1 protein-coding gene is annotated in these 1,111 nt (G+C 65.4%); it reads right to left on the bottom strand.

What is annotated here, in order from left to right; genetic code table 11:
- On the bottom strand, window positions 1–1,065 hold the full coding sequence (locus tag ACZ5IK_RS45200; protein WP_465493361.1) for an IS630 family transposase: 1,065 nt from the start codon (window positions 1,063–1,065) through the stop codon (window positions 1–3).
- Window positions 1,066–1,111: the final 46 nt, after the last annotated feature.

Raw genomic sequence — 1,111 nt, 5'->3', positions numbered from 1 at the left:
CTAGTGTCGCGCGTCTGATGTTCGTTGACGGGTGGCGTGGGGCAGGATTTCGTCGGCGGTTTTGGTCCAGGTGAAGGGGTGGCAGCGGGTGTTCCAGCCGTCGATGAAACGACGGATCGTGGTGACGAGTTCTTTGACGTTGTCGAAGGATCCGCGGCGGATGGCTTGGCGGGTGATGATGCCGAAGAAGACTTCGACCAGGTTGAGCCAGGAGCCCGAGGTGGGTGTGAAGTGGAGCGTGATCCTCGGGTTCCTGGTCAGCCAGGCCTTGACCTCGGCGTGCTTGTGGGTGTGGTAGTTGTCCAGCACGACGTGTAGTTCGCGGCGGGGGTAGGCCTTGGCGACCTTTGTGAGGAAGTCGAGGAACTCGGCCTTGCCGTGCCGGTCGTAGCACTGGTCGGTGACCTTTCCGGTCGCGATCTCCAGTGCCGCGAACAAGGTCGTGGTTCCGTTGCGCTGGTAGTCGTGCGTGGCCTTCTCCGGCAGCCCGGGGCGCAGCGGCAGCATCGGGGCGGTGCGGTTGAGTGCCTGGATCTGGGACTTCTCGTCCACGCACAAAACGAGCGCTTTCTCGGGCGGGTTCAGGTAAAGCCCGACCACGTCCCGGACCTTGGCCTCCAGTTCCGGGTCGGTCGAGAACTTGAACGTCCCCTGCCGCCACGGCTGCACGTGGTATTTGCGCCACGCTCTGGCCACGGTCGCGTCCCCGATGCCGAGGTGGCGGCCCAGCAGCCGGCTCGACCAGTGCGTGACCGCCAACGCCTCCGGCGGCGGCTCCAGCGTCGCCGCGATGATCCCGGCATCATCAACGATCTTTGGCCGCCCGGGACGCGGTTCGTCATCCAATCCCGCCAAGCCGTGCGCGGCGAACCGGTCACGCCACTTGATCACCGTCGGACGCGAAACCCCGACCAGCCGAGCCGTCCCCGCGGTTCCGTGTCCGTCCGCGACCGCCAGCACGATCCGGGCCCGCTCGACATGGCTGGCCCGGATCGCCCGCTGTCGTGTCCAGGACTCCAAGACTGCCCGATCCTCGCTGCTGACCACCAAACCCGACGAAGGCATAACCCATCATCGCAAACCCACGCCCGTAAACTAATTAACGACGCGC

The organism is Amycolatopsis sp. NPDC031561, from assembly GCF_055580625.1.
Note: the sequence above shows the minus strand (reverse complement) of the source record. Positions and strands in the feature narration are given on the sequence as shown.